This window comes from Ruegeria sp. ABV3_008 (genome assembly GCF_056161185.1).
On sequence record NZ_JBSWYP010000003.1, the window covers coordinates 58,981 to 80,088 of the forward strand.

The 21,108-nt window shown below is 58.4% G+C and carries 20 protein-coding genes; 12 read left to right on the top strand and 8 right to left on the bottom strand.

Annotated elements, in window-relative coordinates; translation table 11 throughout:
• The first annotated feature begins 7 nt into the window (after positions 1-7).
• A complete protein-coding gene (locus ACXAH8_RS06820; protein ID WP_170462857.1) occupies positions 8-349 on the top strand; it encodes a carboxymuconolactone decarboxylase family protein in 342 nt (113 codons plus the stop codon).
• On the opposite strand, the gene ACXAH8_RS06825 is transcribed toward ACXAH8_RS06820, so the two are convergent.
• A complete protein-coding gene (locus ACXAH8_RS06825) occupies positions 346-627 on the bottom strand; it encodes an SCP2 sterol-binding domain-containing protein (RefSeq protein ID WP_475217099.1) in 282 nt (93 codons plus the stop codon). The genes ACXAH8_RS06820 and ACXAH8_RS06825 overlap by 4 nt on opposite strands.
• Before the next feature lie 138 nt (positions 628-765).
• Entirely contained in the window at positions 766-1,992 is a 1,227-nt protein-coding gene (locus ACXAH8_RS06830) for an argininosuccinate synthase (protein ID WP_475217101.1), read from the bottom strand.
• 91 nt (positions 1,993-2,083) lie between these two features.
• Between ACXAH8_RS06830 and ACXAH8_RS06835 the strand changes: the two genes are divergently transcribed.
• Together ACXAH8_RS06835 and ilvA are read left to right on the top strand one after the other, a co-directional pair.
• Positions 2,084-2,902: a hypothetical protein gene (locus ACXAH8_RS06835; RefSeq protein WP_475217103.1), complete on the top strand. Its 819-nt coding sequence runs from the start codon at positions 2,084-2,086 to the stop codon at positions 2,900-2,902.
• A gap of 56 nt (positions 2,903-2,958) precedes the next feature.
• Positions 2,959-4,185, top strand: coding sequence for a threonine ammonia-lyase IlvA (gene ilvA, locus ACXAH8_RS06840; protein ID WP_475217105.1), 1,227 nt, complete (start codon positions 2,959-2,961; stop codon positions 4,183-4,185).
• On the opposite strand, the gene ACXAH8_RS06845 is transcribed toward ilvA, so the two are convergent.
• Positions 4,182-4,511, bottom strand: coding sequence for an Hpt domain-containing protein (locus ACXAH8_RS06845; protein ID WP_475217107.1), 330 nt, complete (start codon positions 4,509-4,511; stop codon positions 4,182-4,184). The two genes, ilvA and ACXAH8_RS06845, sit on opposite strands and share 4 nt — an antisense overlap.
• A 157-nt stretch (positions 4,512-4,668) precedes the next feature.
• On the opposite strand from ACXAH8_RS06845, the gene ACXAH8_RS06850 reads away from it, so the two are divergent.
• On the top strand, positions 4,669-5,940 hold the full coding sequence (locus ACXAH8_RS06850; RefSeq protein WP_475217109.1) for a PP2C family protein-serine/threonine phosphatase: 1,272 nt from the start codon (positions 4,669-4,671) through the stop codon (positions 5,938-5,940).
• A gap of 99 nt (positions 5,941-6,039) precedes the next feature.
• Here ACXAH8_RS06850 and ACXAH8_RS06855 read toward each other — a convergent pair whose 3' ends face one another.
• Positions 6,040-6,483 carry an NUDIX hydrolase gene (locus ACXAH8_RS06855; protein WP_170491759.1) on the bottom strand — a complete coding sequence of 148 codons (444 nt, stop codon included), beginning with the start codon at positions 6,481-6,483 and terminating at the stop codon, positions 6,040-6,042.
• Positions 6,484-6,559: 76 nt separating this feature from the next.
• Between ACXAH8_RS06855 and hslO the strand changes: the two genes are divergently transcribed.
• The 8 genes from hslO (at position 6,560) to ACXAH8_RS06895 (ending at position 15,788) form a co-directional block, all read left to right on the top strand.
• On the top strand, positions 6,560-7,546 hold the full coding sequence (hslO, locus tag ACXAH8_RS06860; RefSeq protein WP_475217111.1) for an Hsp33 family molecular chaperone HslO: 987 nt from the start codon (positions 6,560-6,562) through the stop codon (positions 7,544-7,546).
• On the top strand, positions 7,539-8,135 hold the full coding sequence (locus tag ACXAH8_RS06865; RefSeq protein WP_419739461.1) for a CoA pyrophosphatase: 597 nt from the start codon (positions 7,539-7,541) through the stop codon (positions 8,133-8,135). Before hslO ends, ACXAH8_RS06865 begins: the two co-directional genes overlap by 8 nt.
• Positions 8,132-9,286 carry a CCA tRNA nucleotidyltransferase gene (locus ACXAH8_RS06870; RefSeq protein WP_475217113.1) on the top strand — a complete coding sequence of 385 codons (1,155 nt, stop codon included), beginning with the start codon at positions 8,132-8,134 and terminating at the stop codon, positions 9,284-9,286. Before ACXAH8_RS06865 ends, ACXAH8_RS06870 begins: the two co-directional genes overlap by 4 nt.
• Before the next feature lie 191 nt (positions 9,287-9,477).
• Positions 9,478-11,316, top strand: coding sequence for an ABC transporter ATP-binding protein (locus tag ACXAH8_RS06875; RefSeq protein WP_475217115.1), 1,839 nt, complete (start codon positions 9,478-9,480; stop codon positions 11,314-11,316).
• Positions 11,313-13,145 carry an ABC transporter ATP-binding protein gene (locus ACXAH8_RS06880; protein ID WP_475217117.1) on the top strand — a complete coding sequence of 611 codons (1,833 nt, stop codon included), beginning with the start codon at positions 11,313-11,315 and terminating at the stop codon, positions 13,143-13,145. Before ACXAH8_RS06875 ends, ACXAH8_RS06880 begins: the two co-directional genes overlap by 4 nt.
• A gap of 38 nt (positions 13,146-13,183) precedes the next feature.
• Positions 13,184-14,413: a class I SAM-dependent RNA methyltransferase gene (locus ACXAH8_RS06885; protein WP_475217119.1), complete on the top strand. Its 1,230-nt coding sequence runs from the start codon at positions 13,184-13,186 to the stop codon at positions 14,411-14,413.
• A 14-nt stretch (positions 14,414-14,427) separates the two neighbouring features.
• On the top strand, positions 14,428-15,213 hold the full coding sequence (locus ACXAH8_RS06890; protein WP_475217121.1) for an ion transporter: 786 nt from the start codon (positions 14,428-14,430) through the stop codon (positions 15,211-15,213).
• A gap of 56 nt (positions 15,214-15,269) precedes the next feature.
• Positions 15,270-15,788 (top strand): L,D-transpeptidase family protein, encoded by a 519-nt coding sequence (locus ACXAH8_RS06895; RefSeq protein ID WP_475217123.1) that lies wholly within the window; start codon positions 15,270-15,272, stop codon positions 15,786-15,788.
• Here the strand turns inward: ACXAH8_RS06895 and ACXAH8_RS06900 are convergent.
• The 4 genes from ACXAH8_RS06900 to ACXAH8_RS06915 form a co-directional block, all read right to left on the bottom strand.
• On the bottom strand, positions 15,785-17,206 hold the full coding sequence (locus tag ACXAH8_RS06900) for a nodulation protein NodH (RefSeq protein WP_475217125.1): 1,422 nt from the start codon (positions 17,204-17,206) through the stop codon (positions 15,785-15,787). The two genes, ACXAH8_RS06895 and ACXAH8_RS06900, sit on opposite strands and share 4 nt — an antisense overlap.
• A gap of 6 nt (positions 17,207-17,212) precedes the next feature.
• Entirely contained in the window at positions 17,213-18,913 is a 1,701-nt protein-coding gene (locus ACXAH8_RS06905; RefSeq protein WP_475217127.1) for a DUF5927 domain-containing protein, read from the bottom strand.
• Positions 18,910-19,896 carry a glycosyltransferase family 2 protein gene (locus ACXAH8_RS06910; RefSeq protein WP_475217129.1) on the bottom strand — a complete coding sequence of 329 codons (987 nt, stop codon included), beginning with the start codon at positions 19,894-19,896 and terminating at the stop codon, positions 18,910-18,912. The genes ACXAH8_RS06905 and ACXAH8_RS06910 overlap by 4 nt, the downstream gene beginning before the upstream one ends.
• 160 nt (positions 19,897-20,056) lie before the next feature.
• Positions 20,057-21,103, bottom strand: coding sequence for a glycosyltransferase family 2 protein (locus ACXAH8_RS06915; RefSeq protein ID WP_475217131.1), 1,047 nt, complete (start codon positions 21,101-21,103; stop codon positions 20,057-20,059).
• Positions 21,104-21,108: the final 5 nt, after the last annotated feature.

A 21,108-nucleotide genomic window follows, 5' to 3' on the forward strand; every position in this document is an offset into this window, starting at 1 on the left:
GCAACGCATGGACTGGAAAGACTTCATGGCCGAGACCGAGGCCAATATCGGTACCCTTTCTAAAGAGGTACCCGAAACGGTTCGCGGCTTCGGAATGATGGGCAAAGCGGCCAAAACCGACGGTGCCCTGAGCGAGAAAACCAAAGAGTTCATCGCGCTGGGTATTGCAATCGCCACACGTTGCGACAGCTGCATCGGGTTTCACGTGAAATCGCTGGTGCGTCTCGGCGCCACACGCGAGGAGTTGTGCGAAGCGCTCTCGATGGCGACCTATATGGGCGGAGGCCCGTCTTTTGCCTACAGCGCAAAGGCGCTGAAGGCGTTTGATGTGTTCTCGGAAGGCGATTAACCGAGCAGCTGCCCCAGCTTCATCGCCACACCCATGTTGCCCGAGATTTTGAGCTTGCCCAAAGCAACGCCAGTCATCGGGTTCAGCTTGCCGGTCAACAGCTTGGTCAGGTTGTCTTGTGAGATACGGATGGTGCAATCGGTATCCTGATCCTGCGTGGTGGCCTGATTGTCGGCCAGCACGATCACACCCGCGTCGCCGCAATCGAACTTGAGCGATCCGTCAAAGCTTTTGCCGTCCAGCCCTTTTTGAATTCCGTCGGCGATCTCTTGCATCATGGTCTGTCCTTTCAAACTTGACGTATGCGTAAAGACATGGCCCCACATCCGGCAAGCATGACGCTGGGTCCGCTGGACAAAAGAAAACCCCAGCAACCGTGTGATTGCCGGGGTTTTGAATTCTAAGCTGTGGGGCAGTTACTTGGACAGACGTTTGTCGCGCGCCGCCAGCAGTTTCAAACGCAGTGCATTCAGCTGGATAAAGCCCGCCGCGTCGGTTTGATCATAGGCACCAGCGTCTTCCTCGAAGGTCACATGCGCCTCGGAATACAGCGAGTGATCGGACCAGCGGCCAACGGTCGAGGCCAGACCTTTATACAGTTTCACGCGCACGGTGCCGGTGACATGCTCTTGGCTTTTGTCGATGGCGGCCTGCAGCATCTCGCGTTCGGGCGAGTACCAGAAACCGTTGTAAATCAGCTCGGCATATTGCGGCATCAGCTGGTCTTTCAGGTGCATCGCGCCACGGTCCATGGTGATGGATTCGATACCACGGTGTGCTTCCAGCAGGATGGTGCCGCCCGGAGTTTCGTAGATGCCGCGCGACTTCATGCCTACGAACCGGCCTTCGACAAGGTCCAGACGACCAATGCCGTGCTTGCCGCCGTATTCGTTCAGCTTGGTCAGGATCGTGGCCGGGCTCATCGCCTCGCCATTGATGCTGACTGCGTTGCCTTTTTCGAACCCGATCTCGATGAATTCAGGTTCATTCGGCGCGTCCTCAGGGTGGACGGTGCGCTGATAGACGTAGTCGGGTGCCATATCGGCGGGATCTTCCAGAACCTTGCCCTCTGAGGAGGTGTGCAGCAAGTTAGCATCGACCGAGAAGGGGGCCTCGCCGCGTTTATCCTTGGCGATCGGAATCTGATGTGCTTCGGCCCATTCGATCAGTCGAGTACGGCTGGTCAAATCCCACTCGCGCCATGGTGCGATGACCTTGATTTCAGGGTTCAGCGCATACGCGGCCAATTCAAAGCGAACCTGATCGTTACCCTTGCCGGTTGCGCCATGTGCTACGGCATCAGCACCGGTTTCCTGAGCGATCTCGACCAGACGTTTCGAGATCAGAGGCCGCGCGATCGAGGTGCCCAACAGGTACAGGCCTTCATATTGCGCGTTGGCGCGGAACATGGGGAAGACGAAGTCACGGACGAATTCCTCGCGAATGTCCTCGATATAGATGTTTTCGGGTTTGATCCCCAGCATCTCAGCCTTTTGGCGGGCGGGTTCCAGTTCCTCACCCTGACCCAGATCGGCGGTGAAGGTGACGACCTCACATCCATACTCGGTCTGCAACCATTTCAGAATGATCGAGGTATCAAGGCCACCGGAATAGGCCAGAACAACTTTCTTTGGCGCGGACATCTGACTTCCCCTTATTCGCAAGACGATTGGCCCCTAACGGGTTTTGTGGGCGGGGGCAAGCTGTGTGGATTGACGCAGGCCGGGAATTGGGGTGAAACGGCTGGACAAAGAACAAGAGATAGTTGAGCAGAGGCATTTCCAGATGTTGGCGTTCGAGATTTTCATGCATTCGATCAAGATGGTTTTGCGGAATCTGAAACAGGCGATTCAGATCACGTTGATCCCCGCATTGATCGGCGGTTTGGCCATCATCGCATTCAGTCTTCTGTTTGGTATTTCCTTCGAAGATATCTCGACTGAACCAAACGGCCTGCCGGATGCAGCGTCGCCGGGTGCGGTCACCGCTTTCCTGTTCTGTGTGCTGGCATCCCTTTTTGCGATCATGGTTTGGATTGTCGTGTCCTGGCATCGTTTTGTGCTGCTCGAAGAATACCCGGCCGGTTTTCTGCCCGCGTTCAGATCGGAGCGAATGCTCGCCTACATTGGGCGGATGGTGATGCTGGCCTTGCTGGGTGTGGTCGTCCTGATCCCGGCAATGCTTGTCATCGGATTTTTGACGCAGGCCTCGGCTGCGATGGGCATTTTGGCGTGGCTTCTGGTTGTTGTGGGCCTATCCGTGGCCTTTTACCGGGTGTCTCCGATCATGCCCGCCGCAGCAATAGGCGAACCGTTGAAACTGTCGGACGCGTGGCGGGCAACTGACGGAGCGAACGGCACCATAGTGGCGCTGGTTGTGCTACTGGTGTTGTTCCAGATGGGGCTTCAGCTTCTGTTCGCGGCGCTTCTGATCATCCCAGTGATTGGCGCATTGGTGGTGGTTTTCGCCAGTATGCTGATCGTGCCCCTAATCAATGTCAGCATCCTGACAACGTTCTACGGCGTCTTCATCGAAAAACGCGCGCTGTCGTAATTCGTACACACATGTATTCCTTGCCCTTTTGCTTAGGATAAGCCACTGAAACCGGCATGAGCGATTTCATGACCCGTGCCCGCGCTGCCGAACAGGCGATGCGCTCTGTGTTTCCGGCAACGCCTTTGCAGCGGAATGCCCATCTGTCTGACCGCTACGGTGCTGATATCTGGCTCAAGCGAGAGGACCTCAGCCCGGTTCGTTCCTACAAGATTCGAGGCGCCTTCAATGCCATGCGCAAGCAGCAGGGGCAGGATCTATTCGTCTGTGCCAGCGCCGGCAACCACGCGCAGGGCGTGGCCTTCATGTGCAAGCATCTGGATGTGAAGGGGGTGATCTTCATGCCGGTCACCACGCCTCAGCAGAAGATCCAGAAGACCCGTATCTTCGGCGGCGACAATATCGAGGTTCACCTCAGCGGAGACTATTTCGACGATACGCTTGCCGCAGCACAAGCGTGGTGCGCAAGAGAAGGCGGGCATTTCCTGTCGCCGTTCGATGATGAGGATGTGATCGAAGGTCAGGCTTCGCTTGCGGTCGAGATCGAGGAACAGCTGGGCCGCGTGCCTGATCATGTCATCTTGCCGGTCGGCGGCGGCGGTATGTCGTCGGGCGTGGCAACTTGGTTCGGGGATAGGACCCACTGTTTGTTTGTCGAACCCAAAGGTGGGGCCTGTCTGCACACGGCAATGGCTGCAGGGCATCCGGTTGCCTTGGATCACGTAGATAATTTCGTCGATGGCGCGGCGGTCGGCAAGATCGGTGCCAAGCCGTTTGAGCTGTTGAAAGACCGTCACTTATCGGATGTGCTGGTCCTGTCCGAGGATCGCATCTGCACCACAATGATCGAGATGCTTAATGTGGAAGGCATCGTGCTGGAGCCCGCTGGCGCATTGGCGATTGAGGCGGTTGCTGATGTGCAAAGCTTTATCCGTGGCAAAACGGTTGTTTGTGTCACCTCTGGCGGCAATTTCGATTTTGAGCGTCTGCCCGAGGTCAAGGAGCGCGCGCAGCGCTATTCCGGGGTCAAGAAATACTTCATCTTGCGCCTGCCGCAGCGCCCCGGCGCGTTGAAAGAGTTCTTGAACATCCTCGGACCCGAAGACGATATCGCCCGGTTCGAATACATGAAGAAATCGGCGCGCAATTTCGGCTCGGTCCTGATCGGAATCGAGACCCGTAAGCCCGAGAACTTCGCCCGCCTCTTTGCGCACCTAGATGAGGCCGGGTTCACCTATACCGACATCACCGAGGATGAGACGCTGGCACAGTTTGTGATCTAGTGCAGATTGTCTTTAAGTTCGGCTTGAAACACTGATTTCGACGCAGCAAATACGGCGAGGATTTCGGATAGATCGACTTTTGCCGCCTCACCCGAGGCCGCCAGCCTTTCGCCATCCTGACAGAGCTTCGAGAACACCTCGAACCCAAGGCTCAGGGCGCTGCCTTTCAGGAAATGCAGGTTTTGTTCAAGATCCTGCCGCGCGATGTCTGCATGCACGCGGGCGATGACCTCTTGCACTTCGTCCAGAAAGATCTCGACAACCTCATCGAATTCATCAGCGCCAACTTCGTCACGTAGTTGTCGAACTCGGGGCCAGTGAATCATGAGTCTTGTCCTGCGTCGGAATTGAATGGATCCTAGGTAGCCCGGCTTGAGTAAATGTCGGGTTAAGCGTCGGCCTCAATTGGCCTTCACTCGATGTTAAACCCCAGACGCGTAGGGTCGCACCATCCCGATAAAAGGAAGCGTGTGGGGTTGCAGAGTGCCAGCGGCAAGTCTTGAGGAAACCAGGTCCGATCTGGACTTCGGTGCAATCCGGAGGGTGCTGGTTGTGGATGACAGCCGCCTGCAACGGCGCATTCTGGTGGCCTCGCTCAAGAAATGGGGTTTTGAGGTTCTTGAGGCCGACAATGGCGAGGCGGCGATAGATATCTGCACCGAAGCCGCGCCAGACCTTGTGCTCAGCGATTGGGTCATGCCGGGGATGAGCGGGCTTGAGTTCTGCCGCGCCTTCCGCGCGCTTGAGGCGGAACATTACAGCTATTTCATCCTGCTCACCTCCAAAAGCGAAAAGCAGGAGGTTGCGCGCGGTCTGGATGCGGGCGCGGATGACTTCCTGATCAAACCGCTTGAGGCGGATGAGCTGCGCGCGCGTATCTCGGCCGGGGCGCGAATTCTAGATATGCAGCGTGAGTTGTCAGAGAAAAACCGACTGATCGAATCTGCCCTGCAAGAGTTGAAACTGGCGCATGAGGCCATCGACAAGGACCTGATCCAAGCCCGCAAGATACAGGAATCGCTGGTGCCGGACCTTACGCAAGAGTTCGGTAAATCGCGCGTCAGTCTGTTGTTGAAGCCTTGTGGGCATATCGGAGGCGATCTGGTAGGGATGTTCTCACCCGGTCCGAACCGCCTTGGGTTCTACAGCATTGATGTGTCCGGTCACGGCATTACCTCGGCCATGATGACAGCGCGATTGGGCGGCTATCTGTCCAGCAAACATTTCGAACAGAACGTCGCCATGGAAAAGCGGTTTGATAAATTCTACGCCCTGCTTCCTCCGGACGAGGTCGCAGGGATGCTGAATTCCCGATTGCTGGCGGACGCGGGGATCGAAGAATATTTTACCATGGTCTATGCCATCGTAGATCTTCGCAACGGGCATATCAGGATGGTTCAGGCGGGGCATCCGCATCCGTTGATGCTACGACGCGATGGCACGACCGAGTTTCTGGGCGAAGGTGGGCTACCCATCGGGTTGATCCCGAATGTGAAGTTTCAGCAGATTGAGACGAAGATGGAGCCGGGGGACCGTTTGTTACTGCATTCAGACGGGTTCACGGAATGCGCTTTGGCTGAAGGCGGAATGCTGGATGACGACGGCTTGCGGGACATGGCGCTCGACTGTGACGCGGGTCGCGGTGGGCCTGAGTTTTTGGACGATCTGTTCTGGCGCCTGACACAGGTGATGTCACCTGAAAGCGGTATGGGCGACGATGTCTCGGCCGTGTTCTTCGAATATAATGGGGCCTAAAGCGTTTTGGATTTACCTGAATCATCAAGTGAAACAAATGTCCCGAAAACGCTGAAAGCGTGGCAGGGTATTCGCGTCGCAGGCTAAACCCGAAACGATCTAAAGCCCGCGAAGATGCAGCATCGCGAAATGGCGATCGCCATCGTTGCCCAGCGTTTCAACCGCGTCGGCGGTATGCATCCAGAGCGCTTCGTGGAACGGTTCGCTCGGTGGCCCCAGTCGCCGTACCGGGCGCGCGTGATAGATCAGGCAGACCTTCTCGGCCCAGAGGTCATATTCCGGCATATAGGTAAATCGCCGGAACGCGCCGACACGACGGGGTGCCGCGATCAGCCAGCCCGTTTCCTCAAACACTTCGCGGTGCAGAGCGGTTGCGGGTGATTCGCCCGGATCTATTCCGCCGCCGGGCAATTGCAGATCCGGCCCCGGTTCGGTCTGGCAGGTCAGAAGAAGGTGCCCTGAGCGGGGCAGCAACGCGTAGACTCCGACCCGCCGGGTGTACTTGCGCCCGGGTTCAGGGCTTTCGCCGAACCGTCTGATCATGTATGGCCCCTTACAACCCAATCTCTGCGACCTATATGGTGCCGGTATGCCAACCCTTGGCGTGTAAGGAAACCCCATGTCTCTTGGAACAAAAATCGCGTGGGACGATACCGTCCTGCCCTTTCAACTCGATGTATCGGACATGCGCGGGCGTGTGGCCCGTCTGGATGGCGTGCTGGACGGCATCCTGAAACAGCATGACTATCCTGAAAAGGTTGAGGCCCTCGTGGCCGAGATGGCACTGCTGACCGCGTTGATCGGCCAGACTGTCTCACTTCGCTGGAAGCTGTCGTTGCAGGTGCAGTCCAAGGGTCCGGTGCGCATGATTGCCACCGACTACTACGCACCACAGAACGAGGGTGAGCCGGCCCGCATCCGCGCTTACGCCAGTTTCGACCGCGATCGTCTGACCGATGGTGCGCCCTTCGATCAGGTGGGCGAGGGTTATTTCGCGATCATGATCGACCAGGGCGAAGGCACGCAGCCCTATCAGGGCATCACTCCGCTGGCCGGAGGCTCGATCAGCGCCTGCGCCGAAGCCTATTTTGCGCAGTCCGAGCAGTTGCCGACCCGGTTCTCGCTGAGCTTCGGCAAATCGACTGAACCGGGTGTGGGTGAGCATTGGCGCGCAGGCGGCATCATGTTGCAACATATGCCCAAAGCCTCGCCTTTTGCGGCGTCCAGCGAAGGTACCGGAGAGATCCTGACCGCCAATGATCTGGTAGATGGCGAAGAAGGTGAGAACTGGGGCCGTGTCAATATACTGCTGGACACGGTCGAGGATCTTGAACTGATCGGCCCCTCGATTGCGCCAACCGATCTGCTGGTGCGTCTGTTCCACGAGGAAAACCCACGGGTCTATGACGCGCAGCAGGTACAGTTCGGCTGTACCTGCTCGGAAGAGCGTGTGCGCCAAAGCCTGTCGATCTATTCGGCCAAGGACATTGAAAAGATGACCACGTCTGAGGGTCAGGTTACGGCCGATTGTCAGTTCTGCGGCGCGCATTACGTGCTAGACCCTGCCACTGTGGGTTTTGACGCCGAAGACAGCAAAAGTGTCTAAGTTAGAGACGCAACTCCGGACGGCTTTGGCTCGTCCGGGCCATGGGTCCAGTGATTTTGACCTGAACCCAGACACCGTGCTGCCGCCGGGGCGAAAACTGCGCCCGGCGGGAGTGCTGGTGCCGATCACGGTCGCGGACGAGATACCGCGGCTGATCCTGACCAAACGCTCCTCGGCGTTGAAGCACCATCCCGGCCAGATCGCCTTTCCTGGCGGCAAGCAGGATGAAGGTGACGCGGATGTCACCGCCGCTGCCCTTCGCGAGGCGCGGGAAGAGGTCGGTCTGCCCAGCGATCTTCCCGAGGTTCTGGGCTTTTTGCCCAAGCATGAAACCGTGACGTCCTTCTCTGTGACTCCGGTGGTGGCGATCATCCGGCAGGGCTTTGACCCGGTGCCCGAACCCGGCGAAGTCGACGAAATCTTCTCGGTCCCTCTTGCACATGTGCTGAACCCTGCGAATTATGTGATCGAGTCGCGTCGTTGGCAGGGGACAAGACGGAAGTATTTTGCCGTGCCCTATGGCCCTTATTACATATGGGGCGCGACCGCCCGCATATTGCGCGGGCTTGCAGCACGGGTGAGTGAATGAAGCAAATCAGCGCAGCTTGGGTTTCGGACCCTGCGACACAAAAGGTATGCGCAGCCCTCACTGACGGCGGCGCGCAAGCGCTATTTGTGGGGGGGTGCGTGCGCAACGCACTTTTGGGCGCGCCGGTGTCGGACATTGATATCGCAACGGATGCGCATCCCAAAAGGGTGCTGGAGATGGCGCAGAGCGCGGGGCTCAAGGCGATCCCTACTGGGATTGATCACGGAACGATAACTGTGGTCTGCAATCACATCCCGCATGAGATCACCACCTTTCGCCGTGACGTGGAAACCGATGGCCGCCGCGCGGTCGTGGCCTTCTCGGACAAGGTGGAAGAGGATGCAGCCCGGCGCGATTTCACCATGAACGCGATCTACGCGCAGCCCGATGGCATCGTGTTAGACCCGCTTTTTGGCCTGCCCGATTTGGAGGCGCGCCGTGTGCGGTTTATCGGAGTGGCTGAAAACCGCATTCGCGAGGATTATCTGCGCTCGCTGCGCTATTTCCGGTTTCACGCCTGGTATGGCGATGCCGAGGCCGGGTTCGACCCGGACGCTCTGGCCGCGATTGCGGCGAATCTAGATGGTTTGTCGGCACTATCCCGAGAACGCGTCGGGGCGGAGTTGCTGAAGCTGATGGGCGCCCCCTATCCCGCCCCGTCTGTTGCTGCGATGCGCAGCACTGGGGTGTTGGCGCATCTTCTGCCCGGTGCGGACGACCGTGCACTTGCTCCGCTGGTGGCAATCGAGCAGGCCGCGCAAGCTGAACCCGACCCGGTGCGCCGCCTCGCCGCCATTGCCACGCCCGAAGATGCCGCGACCCTGCGCCTCAGCCGGGCGCAATTGCAGCGTCTGACCCGCATGCGGGATGAGGCGCAAGCCTCAACCAGCGTGGCCGAACTGGGCTATCGCTACGGGGACGAGGGGGGTCTGCACGAAACTCTGCTGCGCCTTGCCTTCTTCGAACAGCCGTGGTCCGAAGACCTGCGCGCCCAGTTGCACAGCGGTGCTGCTGCGCGTTTTCCGATCAAGGCGGCAGACCTGATCCCCGATTTCTCGGGTCCCGCGCTGGGCCGCAAACTGGCCGAGCTAGAGGCACGCTGGATCGCGTCTGACTTCGCTCTGACCCGCGAGGAATTGCTGGCGGACTGACGCGAAGTCTCAAAAGGGGATGACAAATCAAAAAGTTTGTGGTTACGTGCGGCTGTCACATGGATGGAGGACTGCGAATGTATTACGGGATCTGGTTCGGCTAAAGCCGGGACACTTGCCCCGTAAAGGGTGGTGTTCGGGCACCATTCTTCTTCGCACGTCTATATTTCTGCTCAATCGGAGCACTCACCATGTTTCGCTATTTCGAAAACCTCGTTGACCCTTTTGGCCCCTATAAAGAGACCGACACACCGCCAACGCGGCTGTGGCCGTTCATGCTGGACTATTCGCGCCCCTTCTATCGGGTGTTTTTCTGGGCGGCGCTGATCTCGATCATCGTGGCCGGGGTCGAGATTGGGTTGATCGCCTATATGGGTCGCGTAGTCGACCTGTTGGGCGGCACCCCGGCCGAGGTCTGGCAGAACCACGGGACCGAGCTGTTGCTGATGGCTGCGTTTGTCCTGCTGCTGCGTCCGCTGTTGCATTTGATCGACGTGCTGCTGCTCAACAACACGATCCTGCCGAATTTTGGCACACTGATCCGCTGGCGTGCGCATAAACATGTTTTGCGTCAGTCGGTTGGCTGGTTCGAGAATGACTTTGCCGGGCGGATTGCCAACCGGATCATGCAAACCCCTCCTGCCGCGGGTGAGGTGGTGTTTCAGGTCTTTGACGCGATTTCGTTCTCGCTGGCTTATCTGATTGGCGCGGCGATTTTGCTATATGCAGCGGACCCTCGATTGTTGATCCCGCTGCTGATCTGGTTCGCGCTTTATGCGCTGTTGGTGCGCTGGACGATCCAGCGCGTTGGCCCGGCGTCCAAAGCGGCATCCGATGCGCGCTCGACCGTGACGGGGCGTGTGGTAGACAGCTACACCAATATCCACTCGGTCAAGATGTTCGCCCATGGCCGGCAAGAGATGGACTATGCCCGCGAAGCCATCGAGGAGACGCGCCGCACCTTCCAGATCGAAATGCGAATCTTTACCATCATGGACGCGGTTCTTGTTACACTGAACGGCCTGCTGATCGTGGGCGTCGTCGGATGGGCGATTTCCCTGTGGATGCAGGGCACGGCCTCGGTTGGTGTTGTTGCTGCGGCGACGGCCTTGACGCTGCGCCTGAATGCGATGACCGGTTGGATCATGTGGGCCTTGACCAGCTTCTTCCGCCAGCTTGGCATCGTCGCTGAGGGGATGGAGACCATCGCCCAACCCATCGTCCTGCTGGATGCGCCGACGGCGAAGCCATTGCAGCTGAGCAAGGGCAAGATCGAAATCAACGATCTGTCCCACCACTATGGGCGTGAGGCCGGAGGTTTGGACCACATCAACCTGACCATTCAACCGGGTGAGAAGATTGGCCTGATCGGGCGCTCCGGGGCCGGAAAATCGACCCTAGTAAAGCTTCTTTTGCGATTCTATGACGTTGAGCGAGGGGCAATTCTGATCGACGATCAGAACATTGCGCAGGTCACGCAGGACAGTTTGCGCAGCCGTATCGGCATGGTCCAGCAGGACAGCGCTTTGCTGCACCGGTCGGTGCGCGACAATATCCTCTATGGCCGTCCGGACGCGACCGAGGATCAGATGATCGCCGCGGCCAAACAGGCCGAAGCGCATGAGTTCATCCTCGACCTGCAGGACCCTCAGGGCAGAACCGGGTATGACGCGCATGTAGGTGAGCGTGGCGTGAAGTTATCTGGAGGTCAGAGGCAGCGGGTGACGTTGGCGCGGGTCATTCTGAAGGACGCGCCGATTTTGCTGTTGGACGAGGCGACATCCGCCCTAGATTCCGAGGTTGAAGCGTCCATTCAGGAAACCCTCTACGGTATGATGCAAGGAAAAACCGTGATCGCCATTGCCCACAGGCTCAGCACCATCGCTCAGATGGACCGTATTCTGGTGATGGATGCGGGCCGGATCGTGGAAGAGGGCGCGCATGCCGATCTTTTGGCGCAGGGTGGCCTTTACGCGCAGTTCTGGGCGCGGCAATCTGGCGGCTTCATGAATCCGGAGGCCGCTGAATGAGGGTTGCCGACCTCATCAACCCGTTCAAGAACATCGAGACGCCCCCACCGCAAACGCTGGGGGCGTTCATTCGCTGGAGTCTGTCAGGCGCCTGGCCCATGCTGTTTGTCGCGGCGGCTTTCTCGGCGATTGCAGGCGCGATGGAGGCCGCCACCGCCTGGATTCTGGGCCGGGTGATCGACGTCGCCACCTCGGGCGGGCCCGAGCGTTTTCTGACCGCTGAGAATATCTGGATGATTGTCGGCGCGGCGGCGTTCTTCATGGTGATCCGCCCGATCCTGTTTGGCCTGTCTTCGGTGTCCAACAACTACATCGTCATGCCGAACATCCCACCCTTGGTTCTAGCCAAGCTTAACCGTTGGACCTTGGGCCAGTCGGTCACGTATTTCGACGACGATTTTGCCGGTCGGATTGCGCAGAAACAGATGCAAACCTCGAACGCGATGGCCTCGGTCGTATCAGAAACGATCAGTGCGATTGTCTTTGCGTTAGCTTCCCTTGTGGGATCTTTGCTTTTGTTAGGGTCGATTCATCCATTGGTGATGCTGCCCTTTGCCGGTTGGCTGGTGGTCTACTTCATGCTAGTCCGCTGGTATCTTCCTCGCATCCGCAAACGCTCGGCCGCTCGGGCCGGTGCGCGGGCCATGGTGTCGGGGCAGGTGGTGGATACGATCACCAATATCAAGACCGTCAAGCTGTTTGCCCACTCCGCGTTTGAAGATCAGACAGCGCGAAACGCGATGGTCGACCTGCGCGAAAGATCTCTGGATTTCGGCAAACTCTCCGCCGCGTTCCGGTTCATTCTGATGGTTTTGGCAGGGGTCCTGCCCGTGATGCTACTGGGCGCAACGCTTTGGCTGTGGCAGCTGAGAATGGCAACGGCTGGGGATATTGTGGCGGCGGGTGCAGTTGCGATCCGCATTTCGCAAATGACGGGCTGGGTCAGCTTCACGCTGATGGGTCTCTACGCCAATGTTGGCGAGATCGAAAACGGTATGAAAACACTGGCCAAGCGCGATCGGGTTGAGGATGCCGAGGCAGCCAAGGACCTTGCCGTGTCTCAGGGCAGTATCGCCTTTGAGACGGTCAGCTTTGCCTATGGTCGGGATATTGGCGGCGTTTCTGATCTGAACCTGACGATCGCGCCTGGTGAAAAGCTGGGCATCGTCGGAGCCTCTGGTGCAGGCAAATCCACCCTCGTTTCGCTGTTGTTGCGGCTCTATGACGGGGAAAAAGGCGCGATTTTGATTGACGGGCAGGATGTATCGCAAGTGACGCAAGATAGCCTGCGCCGTCAGATCGGGATGGTCACGCAGGAAACCGCCATGTTCAACCGCTCGGCGCGTGAGAACATTCTGTACGGCCGCCCCGATGCGTCCGAGGCCGAGATGATCAAGGCCGCTGAGAAGGCCGAAGCCCATGAGTTCATCCTGAGCCTCGAAGACGCGCAGGGCCGGAAAGGCTACGACGCGCACTTGGGCGAGCGAGGCGTGAAACTCAGCGGTGGACAACGGCAACGGATCGCCCTGGCCCGCGCCATTCTGAAGGACGCCCCCATCCTTGTACTGGACGAGGCGACCTCGGCGCTCGATTCCGAGGTCGAGGCCTCGATCCAGACCGCGCTGCATCGGGTGATGGAGGGTAAAACCGTGCTGGCCATCGCGCATCGCCTGTCGACCCTCAGCGAGATGGACCGGATCGTGGTGCTGGATCAGGGGCGGATCGTCGAGGCCGGCACGCATGAGGCGCTTTTGGATCAGGGCGGGCTGTATGCGCGGTTTTGGCACCGCCAGTCGGGTGGTTTCATTCAGGCCGAGGCCGCAGAATAAGGGTTTTGTTGCAGGCAAAGCCCCGCTATCAGGCCCTCATGACGCAGCAATTCACCATAAATCGCCTTGGTCACCAAGGCGACGGCATCGCAGACGGCCCCGTCTATATCCCTCGGACTTTGCCGGGCGAAGTGGTCAGCGGAGCTTTGGTTGGCCAGCTACTGGAAGACATGCGAGTGGAAACCCCTTCGGATCAACGGGTTAAAGCCCCGTGCCGCCACTACAAAGCCTGCGGAGGCTGCCAGTTGCAGCACGCCTCGGACGCCTTTGTAGCGGATTGGAAGGTGGAAATCGTGCGCACAGCTTTGTCGGCACAGGGCCTCGAGGCCCCGATGCGGCCAATCCACACCTCGCCCGACCGGTCTCGTCGGCGGGCAACGATTGCTGTGCGGCGGACGAAGAAAGGCACGCTGGCCGGGTTTCACAGCCGCGCGTCCGACACGATCACCGAAATTCCGGATTGCCATCTCCTGGACCCAGCCCTGATCGACGCGATCCCGGTTGCCGAGGCGCTGGCGCTGCTGGGTGGCAGCCGCAAAGGTGTACTGGCCGTCACTCTGACCCTGTCAGAGGGTGGTCTGGATATTGCGGTGTCTGGAGGCAAGCCCTTGGACGGCCCCCTGGAGCTGGCCTTGGCGCAAGCGACCGAGAAGCACGGGCTGGCGCGCCTCAGCTGGGATGGTGAGGTGATCGCGATGCGGCAACCGCCTGTCCAGCGTTTTGGAACCGCCGGGGTCATCCCACCTCCAGGGGCCTTTCTTCAGGCGACTAAGGACGGAGAAAAGGCTCTAACACAGGCTGTTTTGGAAGCTACGCAAGCTGCAAAACGGGTTGTGGACTTGTTTGCCGGGAGTGGAACCTTCTCTCTCCCGCTCGCGCAAGAGGCCGAGGTTCACGCAGTGGAAGGTGAATCCGCGATGACGCAGGCGCTGGATCAGGGATGGCGCAAGGCCACGGGGTTGAAACGCGTCACCTGTGAGGCCCGTGATCTGTTCCGGCGCCCGCTGATGCCGGATGAGTTCAAGGGCTTCGATGCCGTGGTCCTTGACCCGCCGCGCGCGGGGGCCGAAGCGCAGGTGGCGGAACTGGCGCAGGCGCAGCCGCCGGTGATCGCCTATGTCTCGTGCAACCCCGTTACCTTTGCGCGGGATGCAAAAACGCTGGTTGATGCAGGCTACACCCTTGAATGGGTACAGGTCGTTGACCAATTTCGGTGGTCGTCCCATACGGAACTGGCCGCGCGGTTTGTGCTGAACCCCGCACGTTAAGGAGACAGCAACCCATGGCGTTCAAACAGCGCTTGCAGAACATCATCGAAGCCCCCTTTTTCGGGCAGTTCATCACGGCAGTGATCATCTTCAACGCGATTCTGCTGGGGATGGAGACCTCACCCACGCTGATGGATGCAGCGGGGCCGCTGATCGTCATTCTCGACAAGCTGTGTCTTGCGGTTTTCGTGTTCGAGATTGCGATGAAACTGATCGTCTCGGGCCGCAACTTCTTCAAGAGTGGTTGGAATCTGTTCGATTTCACAATCGTCGGCATCGCTCTGGTCCCAAGCGCGGGCGGTCTCTCGGTGCTGCGGGCCCTGCGAATCCTGCGGGTCTTGCGCGTGATCTCAGTTGCACCGCGCCTGCGCCGGGTGGTCGAAGGCTTTATATCGGCCCTTCCAGGCATGGCCAGCGTTTTCCTGCTGATGGCGATTCTGTTTTATATTGGCGCTGTGATCTCGACCAAGCTGTTCTCTTATTCCTTCCCGGCTTGGTTTGGGGATCTGGGCCTGTCAGCTTATACGCTGTTCCAGATCATGACGCTGGAAAGCTGGTCCATGGGCATCGTGCGTCCTGTAATGGAGGTCTACCCCTACGCTTGGCTGTTCTTTGTGCCCTTCATAATGGTCACCACCTTCGCAGTTGTGAACCTGCTGGTCGGTCTGATCGTGAATTCGATGCAGGATGCGCACCACGCCGAGGACGAAGTGAAGACGGATGCCTACCGAGATGAGGTGCTGGAGCGCCTGGAAGCCATAGAACGCCGCCTTATTGAGCAAACAAACATCAAAAAGTGATTTCAGTTTTTTCAGTTTTTGGCATAATACCCAAAAAAAACAGCAGGCAGTGAATCATGGATCGTCGAGCATTTGGATTGGGTGCAATGGCAACGCTGAGCCTTTCGGCTTGTGCCTCAGCCAGCCCTAGATTTCTAACATATGATGGGCCCGAGGTGACCTCGCTGGTCGTCAACAAGAGCGCGCGCAAGATGTACCTTTTGCATCATGAGCATGTTTTGCGGGAATATGATGTTGATCTGGGCTTTGCGCCCAATGGCACCAAAACCAAGCGTGGTGATGGTCGGACCCCCGAGGGGAGCTATCTTATCGATCGGCGCAACCCGAGAAGCCGCTATCATCTGTCTTTGGGTATTTCCTATCCCAACTCACAGGATGTAGCTCAGGCCAAGGCGGCGGGCGTTGATCCGGGTGGTGATATCTTTATCCACGGTCAGCCCAGTCTGCGGTCCGAGCTGAAGCGCGCCAAGAAGACCCCGGACTGGACCGCCGGATGCATCGCCGTCAAGAATAACGAGATCGAAGAGATCTATGCGATGGTCAACAAAGGTACGCTGATCACCCTGCGTCCCTAGCGCCAGGGCCCAAACCCGAATTTCGCATAGTCGCGCTGGTAGGCTTTTGCTGCCAGCGCTTCGAGCTGTGCGTCGTAGATCTCTTCCAATCCGTAGGGTGTATCCGCAGCGCGGATTTCAGGCGTGGGTGGGTTTGCGTTCCCCAAGCTTGCGGCGAGATCGGGCAGAGCGGTCTGTAGGTCATCCTCTCGCAGAATCAGGTCGGGTAAGGCGATAGGCACCATCGCCTCGATCACCTTTGACTGGCTGCACCACATCGCATCAACTCGGATCGGTGTCTGGCCGTTCAGGTTGTGATGCAGGAAGGTCAGGAAAGCTGCAAACGCCGCATGGTGCTGGTCTTTCGAGTAATTCTTTTCACGCAACTGTCCGGGGATCGGCAGTTTGAATCGATTTCGCAGCATGTGGCGGATATCGGCATAGTCCTCATGGTCCTTGGCCAGAACATAGTCGCAAAAGGCATTATGCGCGCGGGCGATCGGATGTTGCAGAATAGTGAATTTGCGGTGCCCGGGATGGGTTCGCTTCCAGCTTTCGACTGCGTCCGGGGTGTCGTGTAAAGCATCCTCGTCGCACCCATCAATCCGTGCTAGCCATTGGGCAATAGCAGGCTCTAACCCGCCGGGAATCGGTAGAAACAGCAGTGGTGTTGTCGGTGCCGCAATACATTTTTGCAGCTTTGGCGCGCGTCGTGGTTCCAGATCTGGCGTGCGGTGCAAGGCGAAACGGTCCAGTCCTGACACTGCGCGCGCCATTTCATCCGGATTGGTCACCTTGGTCACGGCGGCTGACGGGTTCTGCGGCTTGAGCGTATCGTCCAGCGCATCTAACCGCCCATCGACACCCAGCCACTTGGCGAGACCGTTCAAAACCTCAAGATCGCCCAGGTCAACATAGTTGATGAAAAAGGCGCTCTGACCCGATCTTTGCATGTGGTTCAGCAGAGACGTCTGATAAGAGGCGAGGGTTTCGACGTAGTCCGAGAACTCAGCCGCGTCGAATGCGACCGTTTCCTCCAACCGGCGCTTAATGTTCTTCAACTGCCATTGCTTGGTTTTCCGAACGATCTTCAGCGAAAGATAGCTGTCCAGCGGATTGCGGCTGAGGATAATTTTGGCGCAGAGCGGGTCGTTCAGGACCTCAGGCAAGACACGCGGGTCGTGTTCCTGAAAATACCGAAACCCGTGCAACCCATCCGGGGCTGCGCGGATGGCTGTCAGAAGTTTGCCGGGATCTTCGTCCCTTTGGTCCAGTGTTAGACCCAGAATCTGGTCGGATTTCACCCGTCCGATGAAATGCGGGTTGAAGGCCTCGCCATGGCAGGTGAGGCCGTCGATCCGGTTCAAGTTGGCCTCTAACAGGTTTGATCCGGTGCGCATCGCACCCAGGATCACGAAGGATTCAAAGGGACCGGTCATCGGGGATCACTGCACCAGATAAGGTTTGCGGAAAGGCTTGGTGCGGGTGCCAAACACATCATCGACCGGGAAATCGCCCATCAGTTGTGGATGCATGCCCTGGTTCTTGAGGTTCTGGAGGAACTGCCCGAAGCCCGCCAGATCGACCATCAGCGGGGCCTCGGTCAGGTGGCGCGCTGTCTGGGGCGCGATCTCGTCTAGTATGGTTTGCAGAGGCTCCATCGGGGCCTCAATGAACTCCGCCAGCGTCCAGCTGCGTACGCGCGCCTTTGTCCAAACCGAGCTCAGCACCTCAAGCTGTTTGCTCTCGATCTGTTGCAAGCGGGCAGCTTCGCAGCGGATATCGGCGAAGTTCATGTTTGACCGGAACAGCGGGATTGCCCACGCCCCGGTAATCACCGAGATCTGCGCGTTCTTGTCCCGCGCCAGAAACCAGTTGATGTCCTGAGTGTCCCGCGGACCGAACTGGAAACATTGGCGTTGGCCGCGCGTGTTCCAGATCAGGTTCGACAGGAACGCCTTGGGGTTATAGTCGCGCAAGGTGGCACTGTCGCTGAGCGCGCCATTGGTGATCGTCTCATCCTGCGCGAATTCGGCGCGGTTTGTGGCAAAGAGGCGCCCGTGAACCCGTGTGTTGGTCGCAGTTTCCAGCCAGGTTTCGAACTCTTCAAACAGGTCCGAGAACCCCTGAAACACCGAATAACCCGCAGCCGTCAGACCGTTCTCGCTGCCGTGGCGGGGAAAGCGGCTTTGCATATAGAGGCCATCTCGCCCATGAGTGCGCCGCTCGACCGCCTTGGAGAAAACGCGGTCGATCTTGCCCGGGTTAGGTTCGGCCGGCCGCATCGCGCTGGTCTGGTCGGTCAGGAAAGAGTGATAAAGTCTCTCGGCCCGGGGCCAGATTTTACGGGCAACAAAGCAGTCCGACCGGCGTAGCAGTTGCAGGTGGTCATCGTAAAAGATGTGGGGCCGCCCCTGGTAGTCGAATTTCGACAGGGTCAGGGACCGGCTTTCGATATGCGTGGAATAGAGCCGCGCAAGTGTCTGAAAATAGCTTTCATCCGGTATCCAGACATGGCGGAAATAGCGGTCATAGACCTTACGCCTGGGGTCTTGCAAAATGGCCGAGAGGGTCTGCCGCGTCAGGCACCACCATTGGCTGCCCATATGCGGAGTCAAACCGTCTGGGATGCGGCGGCGCATGCCGGTCGCCCGTTGCAGTTTTACATAGGCGTCAAACAGTTTGCGCTGATTGCGCCAGGAAAACGGGAACCGCAGGGTAAAGCGTTCATGGTCCAGCCCACCGATTGTCCAGCTGACATCAGCGGTTGTAGCGCTTTCGATGAAATCGACGCGGGGACGGTCGGACAGGTAGTCGATCAGCTCTTGCACCGGGCGCAGAGGCAGACAAGCGCCGGACGATAGGAAGACATGCCGCACGTCCGGGAAGCTCTCCAGCATCTGCTCGGATGCGGATTGCGAGGCCGCCACGATACCCCAACGGCCCCAATCGCACGTATGACGCTCCGAGAAACTGATTAGGGGGTTGTCCGCGCATGAGGCGGCAAAGTTTGAATACGTCTTTTCGGCGACCTTGCCGTCCACATGGATTACAACCGGGCAGCCCGCGGCGGTCCAGTGGCGGGCGACCTGCTCGGCCCGGTCCAGAGCTGTGTGGACAAGCATGACGATGCCCAGCGAACTCATGCCCAGTTGCCTTTCGACATGAGGCCCAGAATCTCAAGCTGTCGCCAGTTGATGTATTGCTCGGACCAATCACAGCGGAAAACGGGCTGCTCCTCTAGCTGTTTGGCGTAGGCCTTGTACTCACCGGACCCACGATAGTGCTGATTGCGCTGCATCTCTTCGCGTGCCTTTTCGCCTAGGGTGTTGATCAGTTTGGCATGCAACAACGCGCCACTGGTCTTTTCCCCGCCCCATTCGTCATAAACCTGGTTCAAACCCCTCGGCAGCAGTGAATGGGTCGAGCTGATATAGACATAGCGCCGATCCCACTTCACTAAGGGTATCTTGTTCAGCGCCGGGGCCTTCGAGGGGTTGTCCTGAAAGAAAACACGGGCCCTTGGGCCACCCTGAATCCACAGGTTCTTATATTCGGGGTTCTTTGAAATCATGTAATTCCCGGCATCGAACCAACGCGCGATTTCAAACGGGTCCTGACCCTCGTGATAGGGTTCGTCGTCTACAGGACCTTCGGGATACATGTCGATCAGCATTGTGCCGAAACTGCGCACCGCACAGCTGTCCAGCCAATCCGTCAGCGCGCTGATCGGGCGGGTGTCGCAGAACGGATAGATGAAGAACTCATCAGGATCGACGGTCAGAACCCAATGCCCATGCGCATATTTGCGCAGCAGGTAGTTGGACCAATCCAACCCAAAACCCGCCTTTTTGTAGCTGGTTTTCGTCTGCCAGACCGAGACATCGGGCTGCGCGCGCAGAAACTCGAGACTGCCGTCATCGCTGTCATTGTCAACAATCAGAAAATGGTTCACGCCCAGCTTGCGGTAGTAGTCCAGAAAGAAGGGCAGGCGGATCTTCTCATTACGAACAACGCTCATCAGCAACACATCGTACGGGCGGATGGCGGCGGTATTCGTGCTGATGGGCTTCAGCTCGCGCCGTCTTTTGACGCAGCGCACGAGACGGCGCTTGCGCCGCAACCTCATGCGATAAGATTCCAAAAGGCCCACGCGACTGCCCAACCCTTGTTATTGACGCGAGCTTCCCCGGATTGATTGCTGAGTGTCCAACACCCGGGTTCCGCCGACTATGCCATTTTTTCATCTTGAGGGGCAATGCATTTACAACAGGTTAGTGACCCTAACCCTACTGATCCGGCCAATCCACCGCATTCATCAGCCCCAGTTGCTGTAGTTTTAACCAACCGGTATATACCTCGGACTGGTCGGTCCACATATCCGGCTGCGCGATGATCCCATCATAGTATGTCTGGAATTGGTCGGGATCATGAAAATGCTGGCGGCGCTGTTTCTCGATTTGCGACTTTGTCGTGATCTCGGGCAAAAACTTCGTGTGCAAAAGCACCCCGGAAGGCGTGTCTCCGTTTGGCCCATCATAGAGCGCATTCAGGCGGCGTGGCAGCGCGGAATGGGTCGAGTTTACATAGGCATAGCGCCGGGACCACTTGACCAGAGGGATCTTGTTCAATGTGGGTGAGCGCTGGCGTGTATTGGCGAAAAACACCCGCTCACGCGCGCCGCCCTGCACCCACAGATTGCCCATCGGGGTTTGTCGCTGCGCGCGATAGGGGCCGGCGTCGAACCAGTTCAGGGTTTCGGTCGGATCACTTTCCGGGTCGTGCGTTTGCGACCCCAGCGGGCCTTTCGGATAGAGATCCAGCATCAAAGCACCGAACCCTTTACGGCCTTGCCCTTCCAACCAACGGGTCAGGTCCTGCAAAGATCGGGTTTCGTGATGCGCGTAGATCAACAGCTCATCCGCGTCGACCGTCAGGCACCAATGGCCGTGGCCATACCGGATATGCAGCGAGGTCAGCCAATCCAGCCCATAGCGTGCCGCGCGGTAGCTGGTCTGAGTGTGCCAGAGCGAAACGTCAGGCTGCTGCGCCAGAAACTCGGTCGATCCGTCGTCGCTGCCGTTGTCCACGATCAGAAAATGGTCGACACCCAAGGCACGGTAGTGCCGAAAGAACCACGGAAGACGGTCCAATTCGTTACGCAGGGTGGTGAAGGCCAGAATGCCTCCACGCTGGATACCCGAGGTTCTGTTCTGCAAGCAGGCCAAGTGGTGGCGACTGCGCCAGGATTGCCACAGCAGCCTGCGTCGTTTCCAACGCAGCCGGTATTTCTGAACCGGGCTGATGCGAGGGAGCTGGTCGCTGACGGGAGTCAACGGCG

Coding starts and splice junctions, on each gene's coding strand:
- ACXAH8_RS06820 (WP_170462857.1), top strand. CDS start 8: ATGGACTGGAAAGACTTCATGGCCGAGACCGAGGCCAATATCGGTACC.
- ACXAH8_RS06825 (WP_475217099.1), bottom strand. CDS start 627: ATGATGCAAGAGATCGCCGACGGAATTCAAAAAGGGCTGGACGGCAAA.
- ACXAH8_RS06830 (WP_475217101.1), bottom strand. CDS start 1,992: ATGTCCGCGCCAAAGAAAGTTGTTCTGGCCTATTCCGGTGGCCTTGAT.
- ilvA (WP_475217105.1), top strand. CDS start 2,959: ATGAGCGATTTCATGACCCGTGCCCGCGCTGCCGAACAGGCGATGCGC.
- ACXAH8_RS06845 (WP_475217107.1), bottom strand. CDS start 4,511: ATGATTCACTGGCCCCGAGTTCGACAACTACGTGACGAAGTTGGCGCT.
- ACXAH8_RS06855 (WP_170491759.1), bottom strand. CDS start 6,483: ATGATCAGACGGTTCGGCGAAAGCCCTGAACCCGGGCGCAAGTACACC.
- hslO (WP_475217111.1), top strand. CDS start 6,560: ATGTCTCTTGGAACAAAAATCGCGTGGGACGATACCGTCCTGCCCTTT.
- ACXAH8_RS06870 (WP_475217113.1), top strand. CDS start 8,132: ATGAAGCAAATCAGCGCAGCTTGGGTTTCGGACCCTGCGACACAAAAG.
- ACXAH8_RS06875 (WP_475217115.1), top strand. CDS start 9,478: ATGTTTCGCTATTTCGAAAACCTCGTTGACCCTTTTGGCCCCTATAAA.
- ACXAH8_RS06880 (WP_475217117.1), top strand. CDS start 11,313: ATGAGGGTTGCCGACCTCATCAACCCGTTCAAGAACATCGAGACGCCC.
- ACXAH8_RS06885 (WP_475217119.1), top strand. CDS start 13,184: ATGACGCAGCAATTCACCATAAATCGCCTTGGTCACCAAGGCGACGGC.
- ACXAH8_RS06890 (WP_475217121.1), top strand. CDS start 14,428: ATGGCGTTCAAACAGCGCTTGCAGAACATCATCGAAGCCCCCTTTTTC.
- ACXAH8_RS06895 (WP_475217123.1), top strand. CDS start 15,270: ATGGATCGTCGAGCATTTGGATTGGGTGCAATGGCAACGCTGAGCCTT.
- ACXAH8_RS06900 (WP_475217125.1), bottom strand. CDS start 17,206: ATGACCGGTCCCTTTGAATCCTTCGTGATCCTGGGTGCGATGCGCACC.
- ACXAH8_RS06905 (WP_475217127.1), bottom strand. CDS start 18,913: ATGAGTTCGCTGGGCATCGTCATGCTTGTCCACACAGCTCTGGACCGG.
- ACXAH8_RS06910 (WP_475217129.1), bottom strand. CDS start 19,896: ATGAGGTTGCGGCGCAAGCGCCGTCTCGTGCGCTGCGTCAAAAGACGG.